The sequence below is a fragment of the Cryobacterium sp. 10I1 genome (genome assembly GCF_035019805.1).
GTDB lineage: Bacteria > Actinomycetota > Actinomycetes > Actinomycetales > Microbacteriaceae > Cryobacterium > Cryobacterium glucosi.
This window is the reverse complement of sequence record NZ_JASJVF010000305.1, coordinates 1-3,343: the sequence shown is the minus strand read 5'-3', so window position 1 is coordinate 3,343 and position 3,343 is coordinate 1. Positions and strand designations below refer to the sequence as shown.

Annotated in this window: 2 protein-coding genes and 2 pseudogenes; 3 read left to right on the top strand and 1 reads right to left on the bottom strand. The window is 70.9% G+C overall.

Annotated features, from left to right (window positions below; genetic code table 11):
* The 3 genes and pseudogenes from QN345_RS16995 to QN345_RS16985 all read left to right on the top strand — a co-directional run.
* Positions 1-214 (top strand): annotated as a pseudogene (locus QN345_RS16995) (pyridine nucleotide-disulfide oxidoreductase); the annotation flags it as partial.
* 114 nt (positions 215-328) lie between these two features.
* Complete coding sequence (locus QN345_RS16990) at positions 329-1,306, top strand: ATP-binding cassette domain-containing protein (RefSeq protein WP_322136329.1); 978 nt, start codon at positions 329-331, stop codon at positions 1,304-1,306.
* Positions 1,303-2,076, top strand: coding sequence for an ABC transporter permease (locus QN345_RS16985; protein ID WP_134560651.1), 774 nt, complete (start codon positions 1,303-1,305; stop codon positions 2,074-2,076). The genes QN345_RS16990 and QN345_RS16985 overlap by 4 nt, the downstream gene beginning before the upstream one ends.
* Positions 2,077-2,107: 31 nt before the next feature.
* Here QN345_RS16985 and QN345_RS16980 read toward each other — a convergent pair.
* Positions 2,108-3,343, bottom strand: a pseudogene (locus QN345_RS16980) (hypothetical protein); the annotation flags it as partial.

Genomic DNA, 3,343 nt, shown 5'->3' with positions numbered 1-3,343 from the left:
CTACACCGGCATGGCCAGGGCCATCGTCGACCTCGACCGGGAAGTGCTCATCGGCGTCACGTTCGTGGGCCAGGACGTCGCGGAACTCCTGCACGCGGCGACCATCGCCGTCGTCGGCGAGGTACCGATGAGCCGGCTCTGGCACGCGGTCCCGGCCTACCCCACGATGAGCGAAGTCTGGCTGCGCCTGCTGGAGGCATACGGCAGGCCGTAGCGCGGCATCCGCTGCCCGCAGCCGGCGCTGACGGCGGCTGACAGCCGCTGACAGCGCACGGCAGCGGGGCGACAGCGGGGGAATTGTCTACTGGTGTCCTACCCAGGAGGCACCATGACCGCAGCAATCGAAGCCCGCGGGCTCACCAAACGATTCGGCACGACCCAGGCACTCGCCGGAATCGACCTCACCGTCGAACCCGGCCGGGTGCTCGGCGTCCTCGGCCCCAACGGCGCGGGCAAGACCACCGCCGTGCGCATTCTCGCGACCCTGCTGAAGCCCGACGCCGGCACCGTCACGGTCGCCGGCTTCGACGTCGTCACCCACCCCGTCGACGTGCGCCGCCGGATCGGCCTGACCGGCCAGTACGCGAGCGTCGACGAGGACCTGCGCGGCGTCGAGAACCTCGTGATGATCGGGCGCCTCCTCGGGCTGTCCCGCTCCGATGCGAAGGCCCGCGCCGCCGAGCTCCTCGAGGAATTCGAGCTGACCGACGCCGGTGGCCGCCTCGCCAAGACCTATTCCGGCGGCATGCGCCGCCGCCTCGACCTCGCGGCCTCGCTCATCGGCCGTCCGAGCGTCGTCTTCCTCGACGAACCGACCACGGGCCTCGACCCCGCCAAGCGCGACGACGTCTGGGAGATGATCCGCACCCTCGTGCGCCAGGGCACGACCGTGCTGCTGACGACGCAGTACCTCGAAGAAGCGGATGCCCTCGCGAACGAGATCACCGTCATCGACCACGGTCTCGTCATCGCCCACGACACCCCGGAGGGCCTGAAGCGCCAGGTCGGCGGGCAGACCCTCGAGGTGCGGCCGGCCGACGACCGGGACCTGGACCGCGTCACCGCCCTGCTCGCCTCCGTCGGCACCCGCGCCCCCGAGTTTCCAGCCCCGAGCCTCGTCTCGGTCCCCGTCGCCGGCGCGGATGCCCTCACCGCGACCGTCGCCCGGCTGCACGCCGAGAACATCGCCGTCACCGAGCTCTCGCTGCGGCTCCCGAGCCTCGACGAGGTCTTCTACTCCCTGACCGGTCACACGCCGGCAGTACCCTCGGCGCCCGGCCTCGTCACGGAAGGAGCCGCATCATGATCGTCCGCGACTCGCTGATCCTCGCCCAGCGCACCGTCACCAAGATGGTGCGGAACCCCGAGCAGTTCCTCGACGTCTCGGTGCAGCCGATCGTGATGACGGTGATCTTCGTGTTCATCTTCGGCGGCGCGATCGCCGGGACGAGCCAGGACTACCTCCAGTTCGCGCTTCCCGGCATCATCGTGCAGACGATCATGACCACGGCGATGACCATCGGCGTCAACCTCAACTCCGACCTGAAGAACGGGGTGTTCGACCGGTTCCGGTCCCTGCCGATCGCCCGGTCCGCACCCCTCATGGGCGCCGTGACCGGCGACGTGGTGCGGCACAGCATCGCGATCGGCGTCACCCTCGCCTTCGGCGCGGCGATCGGCTTCCGCTTCCTGACCCCGTGGTACTCGGTTGTGACGGCCATCGTGCTCATGATCGTGTTCGCGATGAGCCTGTGCTGGACATCCGTGTTCATCGGCATGCTCGCCCGCAGCTCGGGCGCCGTGCAGGGCTTGTCGTTCCTGATCGTCTTTCCGCTCACCTTCGGCTCCTCGGCGTTCGTGCCCGCGGCGACCATGCCCGGCTGGCTCCAGGGCTGGGTCGCGATCAACCCGGTCACCCACGTCACAGACGCGATGCGCGGCCTCCTGGTCGGCAACTCGATCATGACCCCGGGCACAAGCGTCGGCGGCGAAGTCCTCTGGGTGCTGCTCTCCTGCGTCGTCCTCGTCGGCGTCTTCTTCCCCCTGGCGATGCGCGCATACCGCACGAAGCTCTAACGCGATTCCCTCCCGCGCGCGGGGGGCGGGATCAGCCGGCCGGGTCGATCAGGGCGCGAAGGGTCGCGAGGGCGTGCGGGCGCGAGGAGGGCGCCGGCGTCGCCCGGTCGATGCCCTGGGCGGCGGCGGCCTGTTCGATCGCGATCGCTCTCGGTTCGAGGCGGTCGTATGCCCCGATGATCGCAGACGAGAGGTCGAGCGCCCGCACGGCCTCCTCGACCTGCCCGCGGGCGAGCGCGAGGCCGCCGAGACTCAGTGCGACCTGGCCGATCACGGGGTGGTCGAGGCTCGCGATCGCGGCGCCGGCGGCCACTCGAATGGCCCGCTCCGCGGCATCCCCGTCGCCCTGAAGCAGCTCGAGCTCCGCGCGGCGCACCCCGATCATGGCGACGAGCTGGGCGGGCATGTTCGGCCAGCCGGACGCGAGGTCCTCGATCCTGGCGAGCCGGGCGCTCGCGGCTCCCGTGTCGCGGTCGTTCAGGTCGAGCACGAGTGCGGTGGCCTCGGCCTGGATCACGGTGAAGATATTGCCGGACTCCGCAGCCCCGGCGAGGAGTTCATCCGCGCGCTCCCGCGCCGCCGCGAGCCTGCCCTGCCGCAGCATGATCGACACGGCGAGCGCCTGCTGCTGGGCGAGGTCCCAGCTCGAGGTGATGCGGCTCATGTTCGCGGTCGACGCGTCCGTCACGTCGAGCGCCTCGTCCAGGCGCCCCTGCAGGCTGAACCACTCCGCGCGCATCTGCTGCGCGAGGGCGAGGCCCCAAAGGTCGCCGATCGCCTCGAACGCGCGCACGGCCTGGGCGGATGCCTCGCCGAGCTCGGCGATGTCGCCGCGGTTCTGCGCCGTGGCGGCCCGGATCACGTGCAGCATGGCCGCGGGCCAGGGATCAAGGCCGAGTTCCTCGCCGCTCGGGATCCGCACCCGCAGCATCCAGCCCTCCTCGCCGAACGAGGTCCGGAACGCGGACAGGAGCGGGAAGGCGAGCTGCATCAGTTCGCCGCCCCTCCCCGGCGGGTCCTGCGCCCACGCGTCGAACGCACGCCGTGCGGCCTCGGCGAGCGCCTCGGGGACGAGTGCCGAGTCACGAGCGGCATCGGGATTGGCCTCCTCTGCGGAGAAGGCCCGGACGACCGGCGTGAACAGCACAATGGCGCGTGCTTCATCGCTGTCGACCTCTGCGGCCAGTTCGCTCACCGCGACCGTCGCCCGGCTGCACGCCGAGAACATCGCCGTCACCGAGCTCTCGCTGCGGCTCCCGAGCCTCGA

What these genes read in the sequence shown, in the direction of transcription:
- QN345_RS16990 (WP_322136329.1), top strand. Translation starts at nt 329, where the DNA reads ATGACCGCAGCAATCGAAGCCCGCGGGCTCACCAAACGATTCGGCACG.
- QN345_RS16985 (WP_134560651.1), top strand. Translation starts at nt 1,303, where the DNA reads ATGATCGTCCGCGACTCGCTGATCCTCGCCCAGCGCACCGTCACCAAG.